The 15,852-nt window shown below is 45.7% G+C and carries 17 protein-coding genes; 12 read left to right on the plus strand and 5 right to left on the minus strand.

Annotated features, from left to right (window positions below):
* Positions 1-428: 428 nt before the first annotated feature.
* From QT992_RS13300 to QT992_RS13335, 8 genes are all read left to right on the plus strand, one after another.
* Positions 429-704 (plus strand): photosynthetic electron transport-dependent transcriptional regulator PedR, encoded by a 276-nt coding sequence (locus tag QT992_RS13300; protein WP_006633901.1) that lies wholly within the window; start codon positions 429-431, stop codon positions 702-704.
* Positions 705-737: 33 nt separating this feature from the next.
* Positions 738-1,019, plus strand: coding sequence for a hypothetical protein (locus QT992_RS13305; RefSeq protein ID WP_333317696.1), 282 nt, complete (start codon positions 738-740; stop codon positions 1,017-1,019).
* Between the two features lie 123 nt (positions 1,020-1,142).
* Positions 1,143-2,420: a histidine--tRNA ligase gene (hisS, locus tag QT992_RS13310; RefSeq protein WP_333317679.1), complete on the plus strand. Its 1,278-nt coding sequence runs from the start codon at positions 1,143-1,145 to the stop codon at positions 2,418-2,420.
* A 56-nt stretch (positions 2,421-2,476) separates the two neighbouring features.
* Positions 2,477-2,638 (plus strand): hypothetical protein, encoded by a 162-nt coding sequence (locus QT992_RS13315; protein WP_333317676.1) that lies wholly within the window; start codon positions 2,477-2,479, stop codon positions 2,636-2,638.
* A 96-nt stretch (positions 2,639-2,734) separates the two neighbouring features.
* Entirely contained in the window at positions 2,735-3,868 is a 1,134-nt protein-coding gene (locus QT992_RS13320) for a DNA cytosine methyltransferase (RefSeq protein WP_333317674.1), read from the plus strand.
* A gap of 113 nt (positions 3,869-3,981) precedes the next feature.
* On the plus strand, positions 3,982-4,497 hold the full coding sequence (locus QT992_RS13325) for a deaminase domain-containing protein (RefSeq protein WP_333317673.1): 516 nt from the start codon (positions 3,982-3,984) through the stop codon (positions 4,495-4,497).
* 140 nt (positions 4,498-4,637) lie between these two features.
* Entirely contained in the window at positions 4,638-5,285 is a 648-nt protein-coding gene (locus QT992_RS13330; RefSeq protein WP_333317672.1) for a hypothetical protein, read from the plus strand.
* 117 nt (positions 5,286-5,402) lie between these two features.
* Positions 5,403-5,627: a DUF433 domain-containing protein gene (locus QT992_RS13335; protein ID WP_333377090.1), complete on the plus strand. Its 225-nt coding sequence runs from the start codon at positions 5,403-5,405 to the stop codon at positions 5,625-5,627.
* 113 nt (positions 5,628-5,740) lie between these two features.
* Here the strand turns inward: QT992_RS13335 and QT992_RS13340 are convergent, their stop codons facing one another.
* Positions 5,741-6,955 carry a class I SAM-dependent methyltransferase gene (locus QT992_RS13340; RefSeq protein WP_333317670.1) on the minus strand — a complete coding sequence of 405 codons (1,215 nt, stop codon included), beginning with the start codon at positions 6,953-6,955 and terminating at the stop codon, positions 5,741-5,743.
* Between the two features lie 242 nt (positions 6,956-7,197).
* Positions 7,198-8,382, minus strand: coding sequence for an NAD(P)H-quinone oxidoreductase subunit H (locus QT992_RS13345; RefSeq protein ID WP_333145322.1), 1,185 nt, complete (start codon positions 8,380-8,382; stop codon positions 7,198-7,200).
* A 57-nt stretch (positions 8,383-8,439) separates the two neighbouring features.
* Between QT992_RS13345 and rsmH the strand changes: the two genes are divergently transcribed.
* The 3 genes from rsmH to QT992_RS13360 all read left to right on the plus strand — a co-directional run bounded on the left by rsmH (position 8,440) and on the right by QT992_RS13360 (position 12,496).
* Positions 8,440-9,342 carry a 16S rRNA (cytosine(1402)-N(4))-methyltransferase RsmH gene (gene rsmH, locus QT992_RS13350; RefSeq protein WP_333317668.1) on the plus strand — a complete coding sequence of 301 codons (903 nt, stop codon included), beginning with the start codon at positions 8,440-8,442 and terminating at the stop codon, positions 9,340-9,342.
* A 565-nt stretch (positions 9,343-9,907) separates the two neighbouring features.
* Positions 9,908-11,581, plus strand: coding sequence for a SpoIIE family protein phosphatase (locus QT992_RS13355; RefSeq protein WP_333317666.1), 1,674 nt, complete (start codon positions 9,908-9,910; stop codon positions 11,579-11,581).
* Positions 11,582-12,073: 492 nt separating this feature from the next.
* Positions 12,074-12,496 carry an ATP-binding protein gene (locus QT992_RS13360; protein ID WP_006633914.1) on the plus strand — a complete coding sequence of 141 codons (423 nt, stop codon included), beginning with the start codon at positions 12,074-12,076 and terminating at the stop codon, positions 12,494-12,496.
* A gap of 21 nt (positions 12,497-12,517) precedes the next feature.
* Here QT992_RS13360 and QT992_RS13365 read toward each other — a convergent pair whose 3' ends face one another.
* From QT992_RS13365 to QT992_RS13375, 3 genes are all read right to left on the minus strand, one after another.
* Positions 12,518-12,817 carry a hypothetical protein gene (locus QT992_RS13365; RefSeq protein WP_333317663.1) on the minus strand — a complete coding sequence of 100 codons (300 nt, stop codon included), beginning with the start codon at positions 12,815-12,817 and terminating at the stop codon, positions 12,518-12,520.
* 43 nt (positions 12,818-12,860) lie between these two features.
* Positions 12,861-13,286 carry a nuclear transport factor 2 family protein gene (locus tag QT992_RS13370; protein ID WP_333317661.1) on the minus strand — a complete coding sequence of 142 codons (426 nt, stop codon included), beginning with the start codon at positions 13,284-13,286 and terminating at the stop codon, positions 12,861-12,863.
* A gap of 336 nt (positions 13,287-13,622) precedes the next feature.
* Positions 13,623-14,585: an orange carotenoid protein N-terminal domain-containing protein gene (locus QT992_RS13375; protein ID WP_333317659.1), complete on the minus strand. Its 963-nt coding sequence runs from the start codon at positions 14,583-14,585 to the stop codon at positions 13,623-13,625.
* A 209-nt stretch (positions 14,586-14,794) separates the two neighbouring features.
* Here QT992_RS13375 and queG point away from each other — a divergent pair, with 209 nt between their 5' ends.
* Positions 14,795-15,760, plus strand: coding sequence for a tRNA epoxyqueuosine(34) reductase QueG (queG, locus tag QT992_RS13380; RefSeq protein ID WP_333377092.1), 966 nt, complete (start codon positions 14,795-14,797; stop codon positions 15,758-15,760).
* Positions 15,761-15,852: the final 92 nt, after the last annotated feature.

Consider the following 15,852-nt stretch of genomic DNA (forward strand, 5'->3'; position numbering starts at 1 on the left):
ATTTGAGATTTTAGACCAGCAGTAGACAGGTCAATAATGATTTTTAACCCATCCCAGAAAAATTGCCAGCTATTTTTTTATGGCTGATCCTATAATATCAGACGTACTGATATTGGCAGTTACTCCCTAACGGCTGAAATATAGTGCGGGCTTATAAGTTAGTTGTTTTACGCGCAAACATCTGCAGGTTGGGCCCGGATGTCAGATAGGCGTAGGTAAAGGCAGCATCCGCCACCCGACGCACAACCAGTGCAAGTGGCTGTGCGTCATGCTGTGTCAGCGCTGAGTTTGCACTTTTTGCGATTCTACAAGCGAGTTGGTGCTTCGGACCCGAAAGAGTAGCACAGCAAATTTAATTTGCTCTTCATACTTCATCCCTCATCCTCTAGAATTGTAGATAGGTAAATATGCAGACATAGGAAAAATTTATGAGTGGGATTGTCTCTGGAACCCCTGTCACCCTGTCGGACAGAGAATTGCAAGTGGTAGAGTTAGTAGCGGCGGGATTGACTAATGAGAAAATCGCCGAAAAGTTAGAGATTAGCAAGCGTACAGTTGACAACCACATTAGCAATATCTTGAACAAGACGCGCGCTGACAATCGAGTTACCCTTGTACGCTGGGCGTTGCAGTGGGGAAAGGTATGTTTGGACAATATTAACTGCTGTCCTCTACCGCGGCCGATCGATAAAGAAGTATCTTAAGTAGGGATTTTGGTTGGGACAGGCAAAGAAATGATGCAAACGGCACAAGAAAAACAACTCCGCTATCACATTCAATCCCCTGGATTGCCGCTGGCGGTGTATCGCGAAGTGGCGGTCCATTTGCGTCAAGTTGAAGGGGTGCAAACCGGTTTAATCCCGCAGCAGTCGCAGCGGTTTGATTACAGGGACAGCCAAATTGGGGGTTTGTGGATACAGTATCCTGAAGGGTTCGATTTGGCAGGTCGCGAGCGGGTCGATCGCATTTTGGCTTATTATGGCGATCGTTACGGAGCGTGGGAATTATTAAGTCATTAGTTATTGGGAATTGTTAGCTGTTGACTGTTGACTGTTAACTGTTGACTGTTGACGGTTAACTAATAACTAATGATTAATAACTAATGATTAATGACTACTAACTACTGACTACTGACTAACAAAATGAGTGCAATTAAAACTTTACCGGGAACGCGGGATATTTTGCCCGCTGAAATTCAATATTGGCAAAATATAGAAGAAGTCGCTAGAACAATTTTGAAAAAAGCGGCTTATCGAGAAATTCGGACGCCAATTTTTGAACAGACATCTTTATTTGAACGCGGCATCGGAGAAGCTACCGATGTCGTGGGCAAAGAAATGTACACTTTTAAGGATAAGGGCGATCGAGCGACAACTTTGCGTCCAGAAGGCACCGCCGGAGTAGTCCGAGCTTTTATTCAAAACAGTTTGTACGCGGCGGGAGACGTGCAGCGTCTGTGGTATGCGGGACCGATGTTTCGCTACGAACACACGCAAGAAGGAAGACAGCGGCAGTTCAATCAAATTGGCGTGGAAGTGTTGGGGAGTGCGAATCCTCGTGCGGATGTCGAAGTAATTGCGATCGCCTGCGACATCCTGCAAACCCTCGGTTTAAAAAATTTGCGCCTCGATATTAATTCTGTCGGAAATAAGCAAGACAGACAAAATTACCGACAAGCTTTGATCGATTATTTTACACCGTACAAAGACAAATTAGACGCGGATTCTCAAGATCGCTTGACTCGCAATCCGCTGCGGATATTGGACAGCAAAAATCCGCGCACTCAAGAAATTGTAGCTGGTGCGCCGAGTATTTTGGACTATTTGGGAGAGGAATCGCGAGATCACTTCGAGCAAGTGCAGCTTATGCTCAAAAATTTAGGAATTAGCTATCAGTTAAATCCCAGATTAGTGCGCGGTTTAGATTACTATACCTACACCGCATTTGAAATTATCTCCGACGATTTGGGAGCGCAAGCAACAGTTTGCGGAGGCGGCCGCTACGACGGTTTAGTAAAGGAATTGGGCGGCCCAGATACGGCGGCAGTCGGTTGGGCAATGGGTATCGAAAGGTTGATTATCCTGCTGCAAAAGTTGCAACCTTTGCCCGCGCCGAAGTTAGATTTTTATTTGGTATCCAGGGGCGAAAAAGCAGAACAGCAATCGGTATTGTTAGCTCAAAAATTGCGAAGTGCCGGGTTTAGCGTAGAAATAGATTTGAGTGCTAGTCCTTTCAAGAAACAGTTTAAAAGAGCCGACAGAAGCGGTGCAGTTGCGTGTTTAGTTTTGGGAGATGCCGAAGCTGAAAACGAGACGGTACAATTGAAGTGGTTGGCGAGCGGTGAACAAAGTGCGATCGCCCAATCGGAACTACTAGCAATGAAAAACGAGCTACAGCAGAAGATCATAGCTGCATATTAAGTCCGGCAGGGAATGAATTCCCTGCCTCAAAGCTAAAGTCCTCGCTATGAGGACTAATGAGTTTAAAAGCCTTCTTCTCAGTCCTCTTTAGCGGACTTCAGTTATTAGCCAAGCGAACAGAACAAGAACGTCAACGAGCAGATCGCGAAAGACTCCGCGCTGAAAAATTGGCCGAAAAACTGCGTCAAGCGGGGATCGAGTTAGATGATGAAGAGTGAAATATCAATTGATGAGTCGAGTTCGATCGTGTTTTGGTATGATGACACTCTTATGGTGCGGGCATCCAGCCCGCCCTTGGCTAACTTTACACTCCTATGTTAATCGAACGTCTCCAGCCGATCGCCTGGACAAAAAAACCGCGACTCATATCCTTATTTTCTGGTTGCGGCGGCATGGATTTGCCATTCCATCAAGCCGGATTTGAGGTAGTTTGGGCGATCGACTCCAATAAATACGCCTGCAAAACATTCAGCAGAAACATTGCTGATGTCATCATCAACGACAGCATAGAAAATATAGACATTGCACAAGTTCCCGAAGCGGAAATATGTATAGGAGGGTTCCCCTGTCAAGATTTCTCCCTAATTTGGAAACGCCCCGGACTGGAAGGAACCAGAGGCAATTTATATACATACTTTCTCGATTTTGTCAATAAAAAAAAGCCCAAAGCTTTTGTAGCAGAAAATGTCAAAGGCTTATTAAGTGCAAATAATTATCAAGCAATAAAACAAATAATTTCTGATTTTGAAAGTATCGCTCCCGGCTACTTAGTTAAACCTAAACTCTACAACTTTGCGGATTACGGAGTTCCGCAATTTCGGCAAAGAGTGTTATTAGTTGGCCTTCGGATGGATACAGGATTTAACTTTGTGCATCCTCAGCCAGAATACGGTCAAAATCGCAAAAATCCATATCGAACAGCGGGCGAAGCACTCAAAAATGTGGAAGCAGTTCTGGACAATAACCAACATCATAAAATTCAAGCCCGCACCGTTGAAATTTTAAATCGAATTAAACCGGGAGGCAATTTTTCTGATATTCCCAAGGATAGTCCATACTATGTCAAAGGCATGATCAGTCACGTTTATCGGCGAATTCATCCAGATAAACCATCATCGACAATTATTGCTGGTGGAGGTGGCGGGACTTGGGGTTATCATTATTTAGAACCGCGTTCTTTGACCAATCGTGAAAGGGCAAGATTGCAAACCTTTCCCGATGATTTTGTTTTTGAAGGTTCTACGACTGAAGTACGGCGGCAGATTGGCAATGCAGTGCCGCCGCAGGGAATCGCTGCTGTTGTGCAGTCTTTAATTCCGCTATTTAAGGGGGATTATCCGCAAGTTGATTTATATGAAATGAGTAAAAAGTTGCAGGAAATGTCAATTCAAGAGCGATTGAAATGGGCTGAATTAGAGGTGTCAGAGCAGAGTTGGCAGTTGATTTGAAAGTGTGGTATAATCAAAATACCTGAGTCAGATGAAGCTTAAATCTTATGTCTAAGTCAGGTTATATATATTTTTATTTATCGATGCCTCCAGTAAAATTACTTATTTCTCCCGTGAACAAAAACTTAACTACAGGAAACCCCTCTAGAAAGACACCTCCTTACAAGTATCCCGAAGGCATCCCTGAGTGCCATGCGGATATCGTAGAGGAACTGCGAACTAAGGCTCAAGAAGTTCGATCGACTTATATTAAAAACGACTCTGGTAATGTTGCTGTTGCCAAACTAGAACTCCCAACCGGTAGAGTTTATAGAGAAGAAGCTACTAGCAAGAAAAAGCCTCTGAATATTCCAGGTGAAAACAATGGGCCAAAGTTGCTGTTTGAACCAAGGATTGACAGAGCATCATTCAATAATAATTATAACGAAAAACACGCTGAGTACAAGCTCTTCAATGCACTTGCAGCAGAGTTGGAACGAGATAGTGTACCTTCGGAGGCGACAGGAAGGCTTTACCTTTACACGCGCCGGAATATGTGTTCTGGCTGCTACACTACCTGCAATGAAGACTTTGCTAGGTGGTTCCCCAACATTGAAGTGATTATCTTCTACGAGGAGCCATATCCGTAGAAATATAGGATCAAAAGCCAGTAGAGCCAAGGAAGGCTTTACTGGCTTCTCTGGGTAAGGTAGAATGGAAGTGATATTAATCTTAAAACTAGCTTGATATTAGTTGACGATCAAGGAAAATACATAAGGAGGGAAAGTCAATGATAAAGTTTGCTCTAGGTCACTACACCGATTTTAAATTGCCCAGCAACTCAGATATTCCTGAGCAATTACAGCAAACACTTCGCACGGTTTGGGATAGAAAATATGACGATTTATACGAAAGAGGCGGAAACAGCGATGTAGAAGAAGCTTTTGTACAAGTAATGACGGCCTTTGGAATGCCTAATGATGCAATATCTCATCAGCGATACGTCTATATGGCTTATGGAATAGCATTAGCAGCTAAACCGACCATTAAACATTACTTTCCTGAAGAACACAAGGCTGATATCGTTGAAGGAATTATATCTTGTTGGCTAAAAGATGGCGGTGAAATTCCCGAAACTTGGGCTGACACATTGTTTCCTCATATCGACAAAATTGGAAAATATCAAGCTACTGACGAAGCTTATAATATTTTCTATGGGTTGCTGCAAACACTCAACACGAAAACAGCTTATAATGCCATCTTGGATATTTTGTATGATGCCATTACCGGAGATGCTATTTCTGGTTTTGCTGCGGCTCAACGAGATATGTTTAATTGGTGGTTGATCGAGGTGGTTCCTGCTGCCTATTGTTTAAAGCTACCATCTACTTTATATTCAGGGAAATGGGATTTTCCGCCGTTGAGTCAGTGCGCTTAAGTGATGACCAAAGTAATTGGTACAGCTTAATTAGTTAATAATCATGGGAATCCAGTTATTGACAATTACGAGCGCACTCATTCATACTATAACTAAGCGTTGTAGGAGCTAACTTTAATGTCATATCTATTCGCCAGAATCACGGTTAATCCTAGACAGTGTGGCGGTCGCCCTTGCATTCGCGGCATGAGAATTCGGGTATCAGACGTACTGGACTTATTTGTGGCTGGTTTGAGTGCGGAACAAATACTAGAAGAAATGCCCGATCTTGAAGCAGACGATCTGAGAGCATCTCTTTTGTATGCTTCGCGCAAACTCAATCATCCGGTATTGGTTGCATGACAATAATTTGGGTGGATACAGAATCAATCAAAATTACATCAGCGTTAATCAGCGTTCATCTGCGGTTCCAAAAATCTCAACTATTAAATTAGTTAATAATCAATTTGGAATAATCAATCAGGCACCATCAAACCCTTCAAAATTCTCCCCTTCTCCTCCTCCCTCAACCCTTTACACTGCACCAAAACCCCAAAACCCCCCAAACCCATCGGATCGATTAACTGATGCAAAGCCTCCCGTCGCCGCAAAAACGTTGCCACATCCAATACTTCCGCATCATTTGTTGATAGAGAAGCAATACGATCGCCCAAACCCAACGCCATCAAAAACAAAGCCTGCTGAGTAAACCCTACCACATCCAAACCGCACAATTCACCCTGCCTTTCCAACGCCGTAAAATTAACATGAGCCGTTAAATCCTGCCGCCCCACATTAATATAAGGATTATTGTGATATCGGTGGCGATAATAACACTGTAGCGTCCCCTCCCTGCGCCTCGGATTGTAATAGCGGTGCGCCGGATGGCCGTAATCAATAGTTAACAAATATCCCCGCTGCAACTTTTGAGCAACTGTACTCATCCAGTCCAAAGCCGCCAAATTTACTTCACTGCGATAACCATCCCCATAAGCACTCGCCGACAAATCGATGCTTACCAAATCCAAATATTCGGCAATTTTAGGGGTGGAAACTTCGCCAATTACTTCAACAAAATTTATCTCTTCTTGTTCATTTTTTGGGGTTTCTGCGGCAACATAAATCTCCCTAACTTGCCCTTCTTCCAGAATAAATTGATGCACTGGCAAAGCATCCACTAACTCGTTAGAAAAGAAACAACCGACAATTGAATTATTAACTATCTCATCCCACTTACACCACTTAACACACTTAATATCGGCTAAAGTTTGCCGCTGTTCCGCTTGGAGCCCAGGGGAAAGTTCAATAATAATGTATTCTAAAATATGAAAGAAATCGGGATGTTGCCGTTGCAGATATTGCAGCACATTTTCGGCAAAATTTCCCCGCCCAGCGCCCATTTCTACGATCGCGAAGTTTTGAGGTTTGGCGAGAATTTCCCACATTTCCACAAACTGATCCGCCAAAACCTCCGCAAAATCAGCACCCCAATGAGACGAAGTGATAAAATCGCCTTGTTTGCCGATCGACGGGCGATCGCTATTGTAATAACCGTGCTGCGGATGATATAATGCCAAATCCATATATTCAGCAAAAGTAATACGCTGCTGGGGACTGGCGGCAATTCTTTCGCAGATTAAAGCGCAGAGTTCCGGGTTGCTGTCATTGATATCTGATTGCTGAACTTTCATAATTTATCGAATTAAAGTTGATGTTATTTCATTTGTGAAGGAGAGATTTTTTTTATTAACCGCAGAGGGCGCAGAGGGCACAGAGGAAGAGAGAAGAGAGAAATAAGGTACATTTTAGCGACGTTAAGAGCAATATTAATCGAGATCGATCGGCGTTTATCCGCGTTTATCTGCGGTTCAAAAAAATCAACCCGGTTCCCTAAAAAAACCGGGTTAATTTCTTAGATAAAAACCGACAAAACCTACCTATCAACCGAGCCCATAATAATGTCGATACTCCCCAAAATTGCCACCAAATCGGCAATCTTCACGCCGCGCACAATGTGAGGCAAAATCTGCAAATTATTAAAATCCGCAGCCCGAATCTTCCAGCGCCAAGGAAACACAGTATCATCCCCGATAATATAAATCCCCAGCTCACCCTTGCCGCTTTCAACGCGGACATAATGTTCGCCCTTGGGAATCTTAAAAGTCGGCGCCACTTTTTTGCCAATAAACTGATAGTCAAAACCATTCCATTCAGATTTTGGCCCGCTTTCTAAGCGCTTCGCTTCTAAATTCTCGTAAGGGCCGCCGGGGAGTCCTTTCAAGGCTTGATTGATAATCTTAACCGACTCGCGCATCTCCCGAATCCGTACTAAATACCGGGCTAAACAATCGCCAGCAGCTTCGGTACAAACTTCCCAGTCGAAGTCGTCATAACATTCGTAATGGTCAACTTTCCGCAAATCCCAATTTACGCCGGAACCGCGCAACATGGGGCCGGAAAGTCCCCAGTTAATCGCTTCGTTGCGAGAAATAGTACCCAGCCCTTCAATCCGGCGGCGGAAGATTGGATTGTTGGTAATTAAACGTTCGTACTCGTCAATTTTGGGAACGAAATAATCGCAGAAATCTTGGCACTTATCTACCCAACCGTAGGGCAAATCGGCGGCTACTCCGCCAATGCGGAAATAGTTATTATTAACCATGCGATAACCGGTCGCTGCTTCCCACAAGTCGAGAATTGGTTCGCGATCGCGCATAGTATAGAAAAAAGGAGTTTGCGCGCCCACGTCGGCCAAAAACGGCCCTACCCACATCAAGTGGTTAGCAATCCGGTTCAACTCCAGCATGATTACCCGAATATAACTAGCCCGTTTGGGGACAGCAATATTTGCCAACTTTTCCGGTGCATTCACTGTCACCGCTTCGTTAAACATCCCCGCAGCGTAGTCCCAGCGGCTCACGTAGGGCACGTACATCACGTTGGTGCGGTTTTCGGCGATTTTTTCCATCCCCCGGTGCAGATAGCCCAAAACAGGCTCGCAGTCCACCACATCTTCCCCGTCTAGGGTGACGATTAGCCGGAGTACCCCGTGCATGGATGGGTGGTGCGGCCCCATGTTGAGCACCATCGGTTCGGTTCTAGTCTCAATTCTTGACATAATTAAATGAATTAATGATTACTAGCTATTGTTGATTTTTGTTTGGCTTTTATGATTATGAAGGATATCGAGCTCTCTGAGAAGGAGACCCTTGGATCGGATGTCAGTATTGACACCTATCACGTTCCAGTTTTGGGAAGCGAGTTAATTGCGGGTTTGGCTGTGCGTCCCGGCGGCCGCTATTTGGACGCGACGCTTGGGGGCGGCGGACACACGAGTTTGATTTTAGCGGCGGCGCCAGATGTTACAGTGGTGGCGATCGACCGCGACGAACAAGCCATCCGTTTTTGCCAAGCCCGATTTGCCAACTCGCCTGTTGAGTTTTGGCACGGCAACTTTGCTGAATATCAGTCCCCAGAGGCCGAATTTGATGGTATCATAGCAGACTTGGGCGTCAGCTCTGCTCAGTTCGATACACCGGAACGGGGATTTAGTTTTCGCCACCCAGCTCAACTAGATATGCGTATGAACCAGCAGCAATCTTTGACGGCAGAAGAGATTATCAACCACTGGGAAGAAGTTAAACTAGCAGATATTATTTACAAGTACGGCGAGGAGCGACTGTCGCGGCGCATCGCGAGGCGGATTGTGCAAAGCCGTCCTTTTCAAACTACAACAGAACTTGCAGGGGCGATCGCCTCCAGCTTCCCCCCCAAGCAGCGCAACGGCAGAATCCATCCGGCCACCCGTACTTTCCAAGCTTTAAGGATAGCCGTCAACTCCGAACTAGCGTCTTTAGAAACTTTCCTAAACCTTGCCCCACGGTGGTTAAAACCCGGTGGGAGAATCGGAATCATTACATTTCACAGTCTCGAAGACCGACCAGTCAAGCACCAACTCAGAGGAACACCCAATTTGCAGGTACTGACAAAAAAGCCGATCGTGCCGCAATCCGAAGAAGTCGCTAGAAATCCCCGCTCTCGTTCTGCTAAGCTCAGACTGGCAGAAAGATTAACTTGATTCGGCAGTCGTAGTAATATGCTTGCTGCAAAAAGTTCAGAGATTAGGGGGACTTGAATGCAGCAATCAAGTGCGATTCGGCAAAGATGTAGGGAATAGCGCCAACAACCCACCACTAACCCTCCGGGTACAGTGGGGCTTGAAATACAGCCGGTGTTGACCAGACTTAGGTAGCAATACCTGCGTTAGTAGTAAGTGTTAAAATTCACACCGAGGACAGTGCCCAGCTAGTTAAGAACTCTGCAATCAGAGCATTAATTAGCCGTTTTGAATGCTGGTGTGTTTAGAAAAGTACCGACTGCTAACAAGGTCATTGCTCGTATCACAGCGTGAAAGCTGACTCGGGAATTTTCCCTATTGAAGCGGCCTACCGAGGCGGGTTACAGTATCGAAAGCCTCTCATCTGTGCGAACAGATGGTGCGAAAGGAATGCTCACCTTGAGGTAAAACGGGTTTCTTTAACTCAACTTGACGTAACTGATATGTTGCATATATCCAGCCCCCCTTTTCCTCCCGCCACCTTGCTGATTACAGCTATGGTGGGGGTTTTCAAGGGGGAAGAAAGATGAGTCGGGGAGATGGAAGCAAGCTGAAACTGATGGTAGTCGATGACGAACCCGACAACTTGGATTTATTGTACCGGACGTTTCGACGCGACTTTCAGGTTTACAAAGCAGATAGCGCCCTCAGCGCCCTGGAAGTTCTAGACGAACAGGGCGAGATGGCGGTGATTATATCTGACCAGCGGATGCCAGAAATGAATGGCACCGAGTTTTTGGGGAAAACAGTCGAGCGATTTCCCGATACGATTCGGATTCTGCTAACGGGATACACCGATGTTGAAGATTTGGTTGAGGCCATCAACTCAGGTCAAGTTTTCAAATACATCACCAAACCGTGGAATCCAGAAGAACTCAAATTGGTGATCAATCAAGCCTCAGATACTTACAAATACTACAAGCAGCGCAGCGTTGCATTGCGCCGCGCTTTACGCAAGGAATCTCTGTTCAATGAGGTAATGAGCGTGATTCGCGGGTCGCTAGATTACTCTAGTATGGTACAAACTATTGTTCAAACCGTAGGTCAAACTTTTGAAGCCAACTATTGTATGCTGCGGCCGGTAGAAGCCGATCGACTATTGCCCAGTACCTTCCCCTACCAAGCCCAAACCTCTGAAGTCAGTAGCTTTTCTTTTGATGAAAATTTGCTGGTTCAAGCTGTAGCCACCCGCCAAACTCAAGTGAACTCCAACAGTGGGGGGAATGGTAACTCGGTTGAGATTGCCGTGCCCCTGACTTACCAGCAAGAATTGCTGGCGGTACTGGCTTTGTCCCAGATTGGTGGCACTAACCCTTGGTCGGCAGAAGAGATAGAGTTAATAGAAGGTGTAGCAGCTCAAGCTGCTCTGGCACTGTCTCAAGCTAAGCTATACCAGCGCACTCTGGATTTAGCCAAGCAGATGCAAAACGAGTTGGAAGTGGCTCGCCAAATCCAAACAAACTTGTTGCGCCAAAGTTGGCCGGATTTTGAAACTGTCAGGGTGCAAGCTTGCTGTTATCCCGCGCGGGAAGTTGGTGGGGACTTTTTTGAAGTCTACGTCCACTCCCAAGGGGATATTTGGATAGCGGTGGGAGATGTTTCGGGTAAGGGAGTTCCGGCTGCTCTATTTATGGCTAGCGCGATTTCGGTGATGCGGCGGGAACTTTCCCAAGAAGTTTCTCCAGAGCCCGATCGAGTTATGCAGAACATGAATAGCAGTATGTCTGACGACCTGATCGGCAACAACCATTTTATTACAATGGTTGTAGCTCGTTACACTCCGTCAACGGGACACCTCGCCTTTGCTAATGCCGGTCACATTTACCCGATTGTTTGGTCTCACTCGGAGGTGAAAGCTCAAGCCGCTAGCGGTAAAACGCCAGCCGAGCCGAATTTCCTGAAAGCTCGTGGCATTCCCTTGGGGATACTACCAGTTTGGAGAGGCAAAGCAGGTACGATCGAATTAAAGTCAGGAGATGTATTTCTGCTGACGAGTGACGGGATTACTGAAGCTAGCGTGACAAGTCAAGCGGTCGCAGGGGGTGTACCAACCCGTTCTATGCTACAACAAGAAGGGCTTTGGCAACTCTTGATTCAGGAACCTGGTTCTTTCAACTTGGATAATTTGTTGGCTCACATCCGAGCCGACAATCCCGTTCAGGAAGACGACCAAACCATACTCTCTCTGGAGGTTCTTTGAATCTGTCAGCGACTCCCGACGCATAGTCGGGGGTGAAAGCCGAAAAAACTTAAGCCCTGCTTGTTGACGGCCCATAGAGTAGTCCTGCAAAGGACGGCGTTATCGTCAACAGTAAAAAACCTAGCCGGCGATGGCGCAGCTAGTTTCCTGAATCGCTTTCCTGGGGGATTAAATACCTGTAAAGGGTTAAGGTAGAAGGCATTCGTCAGAAAAAACCAACGCTTAAAAGCTAAGGATTGAAACACAGATTTTTTATACCTCGCTGCTTGCAGTCTCGGTATAATTATCAATTGTTAAGGGGCTTTAGGCCCATAACAAAAGTTTTCAACTATACTCTTAACTTCTGCCTTCTACCGAATGACGAATGCCTGATTTTTAAACAGAAAAGGCTCCTATCCCCCGATTAGCGACAAGTATTGAGGCCGAATCCATTCGGCGCGTCGTATTTCATACCTGGAAGACACAGGGTTTTCAAACTTACGGGATTTTTTTATGAATACTGAGCTTCATGTGCCAAGCGACTTGCGGTTTTTAACAATTGTTGAAAATTGGTTGCTGAGCAGTTTAGAAGTAGAGCTAGGAGAGCACGTCGATTGGCCGCGTCAGTCGAATCGTTTGCGCTTGGTGTTAGCAGAAGCCTATTCTAACGTGATCCGCCATGCTCACAAAGATCAACCCAATTTGCCCGTGTTAATTCGCTTGAATTTAAAAAATAGGGATATTGGTTTAGAAATTTGGGATTACGGTAAAGGTTACGAAATGGATACTTACAATCCCCCGAGGCCGGAAGCTAAACAGGAAAGCGGCTACGGCTGGCTGATTATGAGCAGACTTATGGATCGGGTGGACTACACTTTGCAAATAGACGGTCGCAACTGTCTCAAGTTGGAAGCGAGTTTGCCGGAAAAATCTTAATTAGTCGTTAGTCATTAGTCATTAGTCCTGAGTGATTAGTGATTGACAATGCACTTTTAGACTCGCTTTGGCTGTCTGTCGCACGCGCTGCGGTGACAGCCAATTTTTCGTGCAGTATCGTCCCTCTCGCTTGAGACTGTAAGATTTTAGGGGTAAAGTCCCGATCGCACAAAGACCCAAGAAACCGGGTTTTTGAACAGTTAGCGACGCTTCACCAGAGATTTGGGTAAAAAACCCGGTTTCTGCCTCATGCTGGCGATAAATAGCCGATTTACCTGTCGATCGCACGATTTTAGCTATTACTTGCGATCGACAGGTCAAACCAAAATAGACAATTTAAATGTTAAACACCTTATCAAACATCTCATTTCTTTTGTGACCGCAGATTTAGCAACTCTTGGGGAGAAGCTAACAGTTTGACCGTGACTGAAAGGATTTTTTTGTCAGAATTGAGCAAGAACAGCCATCCGACATTAACACCAAATGCGGAAGTTTGCACCCGGCCGCTGACCTGAACTTCTACTTGGCCATCTTCTAAAATTTGGCTGACACCTTTCTGGGGTTCTAGCTGCATTCCTCGCGCTTCTTTTTTGAGATAAGTGGCGATCGAGATGCTGCCGATAATTGGATCTTCAAACGGCGCGTGCAGAACCCCATCATGGGCAAATAAATTAGCCGTCGCGTCAAAATCGCCCGCGTTTAAAGTTTCAAAATATCGCTGTACCGTTGGGTTTGTGATGCCTGCAATCTTTATAGAGGTAGTTAAAATAGGTCGAGTTGTTGCGGTCATAAAACAAGTGATTTTAGATGAATGAGTATACTGTAATCATTCTCTTTGTCGCAGCAAATCCCTCAAAAGATATAAGTAGGGCTAGGAAAATAATTCTCCGAAAAAAGGAGGAACCGGAGAGCGTCGATCGCAGCTTTGGGAGCCACCAAAATCAATACTACTTTCAAAAAATGCAAGTGTAGCCAAGCTGCAAACCCTAATACCATAAGTCATTTCCCATCCTTCAATTCTTGAATCTAAAATTTCAAATTATATATATAAAATCATAGAAACCCAGACACCTGACGGCATCTGGGTTTCTGGCCAAGTCTGTTTGACAGACCGAACCCGAATATTCTATTTACGCATCAAATTGAGCAATTCTTTAGGAGATGCCAACAAGTCGATCGCCACAAAGAAAATTTGACCTTGGGGATCGAGCATAAACCGCCACGCAATGTTCATTCCCACATTCGCGCCGAACCAGGGAGTTTCGACTTTGCCAGTGACTTTCACTTGGCGGTAGCCATCTTCTGCGGGTTCCGATACGCCTTGCTGGGGCATCATTTTCAGTCCGATGCACTCTTCCCGCATATAGTTGAGGATAGCGTCGCGACCGACGATCGGCTTTTGGAAAGGTGGTTGCAGGGCACCTTCTTCAGCAAATAAACCGACGGCTGGGGTGAAGTCGAAGGCGTTCATGTAGTCGATGTAGCTGAGGACAGTCTGCTCGCTGATACCCTCAATTTGGGTTTTCACCCGCTCTTCTGGAGCGGTGGGAGTGCTGCGGGGGGCTGAGCGTTTGCCGTACTCTTGGCTGAAATCGGGGTCGTAGCCCATGTGAACTACGGTGTTGCGAAGTACGGTAATTTGCTGGCCGGGATCTAGTTTCTTGATGGTTTCGAGAACTGTGGTGGCTTCGGGAGACATTTGATAGCCAGCGGGGATCGGAGCCACAACGCCCTGTTTCATCAACTGTCCCAACTCGTACCAGAAACCGAGTTTGGTGTTGACGCGCAAAGAAGTGTAAATCCGGCCAATTGTTGTGTCGGCGTTGCTGGCTAGGTCAAACATGGTTTTGCTTTGAGCAGCCGGCGACATTTGCTTGATTTCGCTCAGGATGCCTTCAACAAGCGCCATGCTGGCTACTCCGGGAGCGGCTGCGGTGATGGAAACGCCCATTTCGGTGTAGGCATACCAGAGCAAGGCTAGTTGGTCTTCAACGCTGAGTTTGTAAAATGCTTCGGTGGTAGCCGGAACAACGCTCGCAATCTCGGTGTTCGAGAAGATAGATTGAGCTGATTGGATACTAACTGCCATATGTATGCTGTGGGATTCGCTGTCGGTTTTACTTGCGTACTTGAATTTGCGAATCGAATTCTCCCTTAATTAAATTATGTGACAGTTTTGACATTTGAGAGTTCAAATTTATAAATATAAAGATTGTGGAAGTATTATCAATTATGTCCCCAAATTAATCTGAAAATTACTAGACTTATAGCGCAATTTGTGCTATTGTTCCTTACCCGATGAAAAAATCAATTAATAGCGATCGCATTAAGCAAAAAGCCCTTGAGTTGGGATTTCACAAAGTCGGGATAGCCTCAACAGACACGGATTTAGATCTAGAAAAACAAAGATTGCAAGCTTGGCTGGACAAGGGTTATCAGGCGGATATGGCATGGATGGCAAACCCAAAGCGGCAGGATATTCGATTCATAATGCCAGAGGTGCAGTCCTTAATATGTGTCGCCATAAACTACTACACGGCTCACCAACGCCCCCAAAATCCCCTGTGGGAGGAGGGGGACGATGCAGCGGTCGAATATGCTAAAATCTCTCGCTACGGTTGGGGGCGGGATTACCATAGAATTTTGCACAAAAAACTGAAGGTTTTGGCAAATTGGGTGCGATCGCAAGGCGAGGGAATTGAAGCGCGGTATTATGCTGATACCGGGCCGATTCAGGATAAAATGTGGGCGCAGCGTGCCGGGATTGGCTGGATTGCCAAAAATGGTAATGTAATTTCGCGCGAATACGGTTCTTGGGTGTTTTTAGGCGAAATCTTGACTAATTTGGAGTTAGCGCCCGATGAGTCCCATACGGAACATTGCGGTACTTGTACTCGCTGCATTGAGGCGTGTCCGACGGGGGCGATTACTGAGCCTTTTGTGGTTAATGCCGATCGATGTATAGCTTATCACACGATCGAGAATCGAGCCGAAAAATTGCCCGACGAAATTGCATCTAATTTACAAGGCTGGGTAGCAGGTTGCGATATTTGTCAGGATGTTTGTCCTTGGAATCAGCGATTTGCTAAACCAACTGATGTGGCAGACTTTGAGCCTTATCCTGAAAATATAGCGCCGACACTTGCAGAATTAGCCGACATTTCCGACGAGGAATGGAACCGCAGATTTACAGCTTCGGCGCTGCGGCGCATTAAACCCGAAATGCTGCGGCGAAATGCAAGAGCAAATCAAATTAACCCTTAAAAGTTGAGAATTTCGTGCTTAGGAGGCACTTTACCCTATACATAATAACCCTAGGGTGTTTACGGCTCGCCAAGAGACAATACATTCTGCCG

The organism is Microcoleus sp. T3_D1, assembly GCF_036700405.1.
Classification (GTDB): domain Bacteria; phylum Cyanobacteriota; class Cyanobacteriia; order Cyanobacteriales; family Microcoleaceae; genus Microcoleus.

What these genes read in the sequence shown, in the direction of transcription:
- QT992_RS13360 (WP_006633914.1), top strand. Translation starts at nt 12,074, where the DNA reads ATGAATACTGAGCTTCATGTGCCAAGCGACTTGCGGTTTTTAACAATT.
- QT992_RS13320 (WP_333317674.1), top strand. Translation starts at nt 2,735, where the DNA reads ATGTTAATCGAACGTCTCCAGCCGATCGCCTGGACAAAAAAACCGCGA.
- hisS (WP_333317679.1), top strand. Translation starts at nt 1,143, where the DNA reads ATGAGTGCAATTAAAACTTTACCGGGAACGCGGGATATTTTGCCCGCT.
- QT992_RS13370 (WP_333317661.1), bottom strand. Translation starts at nt 13,286, where the DNA reads ATGACCGCAACAACTCGACCTATTTTAACTACCTCTATAAAGATTGCA.
- QT992_RS13335 (WP_333377090.1), top strand. Translation starts at nt 5,403, where the DNA reads ATGTCATATCTATTCGCCAGAATCACGGTTAATCCTAGACAGTGTGGC.
- QT992_RS13355 (WP_333317666.1), top strand. Translation starts at nt 9,908, where the DNA reads ATGAGTCGGGGAGATGGAAGCAAGCTGAAACTGATGGTAGTCGATGAC.
- QT992_RS13340 (WP_333317670.1), bottom strand. Translation starts at nt 6,955, where the DNA reads ATGAAAGTTCAGCAATCAGATATCAATGACAGCAACCCGGAACTCTGC.
- rsmH (WP_333317668.1), top strand. Translation starts at nt 8,440, where the DNA reads ATGAAGGATATCGAGCTCTCTGAGAAGGAGACCCTTGGATCGGATGTC.
- QT992_RS13305 (WP_333317696.1), top strand. Translation starts at nt 738, where the DNA reads ATGCAAACGGCACAAGAAAAACAACTCCGCTATCACATTCAATCCCCT.
- queG (WP_333377092.1), top strand. Translation starts at nt 14,795, where the DNA reads ATGAAAAAATCAATTAATAGCGATCGCATTAAGCAAAAAGCCCTTGAG.
- QT992_RS13345 (WP_333145322.1), bottom strand. Translation starts at nt 8,382, where the DNA reads ATGTCAAGAATTGAGACTAGAACCGAACCGATGGTGCTCAACATGGGG.
- QT992_RS13315 (WP_333317676.1), top strand. Translation starts at nt 2,477, where the DNA reads ATGAGTTTAAAAGCCTTCTTCTCAGTCCTCTTTAGCGGACTTCAGTTA.
- QT992_RS13300 (WP_006633901.1), top strand. Translation starts at nt 429, where the DNA reads ATGAGTGGGATTGTCTCTGGAACCCCTGTCACCCTGTCGGACAGAGAA.
- QT992_RS13330 (WP_333317672.1), top strand. Translation starts at nt 4,638, where the DNA reads ATGATAAAGTTTGCTCTAGGTCACTACACCGATTTTAAATTGCCCAGC.
- QT992_RS13375 (WP_333317659.1), bottom strand. Translation starts at nt 14,585, where the DNA reads ATGGCAGTTAGTATCCAATCAGCTCAATCTATCTTCTCGAACACCGAG.